This is a genomic window from Paracoccus sp. PAR01 (assembly GCF_014851995.1).
GTDB classification, from domain to species: Bacteria; Pseudomonadota; Alphaproteobacteria; order Rhodobacterales; family Rhodobacteraceae; genus Paracoccus; species Paracoccus litorisediminis.
The window spans coordinates 1-282 of the sequence record NZ_JACVAW010000109.1; the positions used below are offsets into that span (position 1 = coordinate 1).

Annotated in this window: 1 protein-coding gene; it reads right to left on the reverse strand. The window is 66.3% G+C overall.

Going from position 1 to position 282, the window contains the following annotated elements; genetic code table 11:
• Positions 1–282, reverse strand: a 282-nt coding sequence (locus tag IB235_RS26060) for an IS66 family transposase zinc-finger binding domain-containing protein (RefSeq protein WP_192339085.1), incomplete at both ends; no start/stop codon positions are given.

The following is a 282-nucleotide window of genomic DNA, read 5'->3' on the forward strand; positions in this document are numbered from 1 at the left end:
GGATCTGGCTCTGGCGATACAATGGCAGGTGATCGGCATATTTGCTGACCAGCACATGGGCGAGGGTCGCCTCGGTCGGCAGGCCGCCGATGATCAGGTGGCTCGGCGCCGGTGCCTGGGTCACCCCATCGGTGCAAGCCCGGCAGGCATATTTCGGGCGCACGGTGACGATCACGCGCAGTTGGGCGGGCACGATGTCCAGCCGGTCCGTGCGGTCCTCGCCAATCTTGTGCATGACGCCGCAGCCGCAGGGGCAGACCAGGCTGTCCGGTTCGATGACGA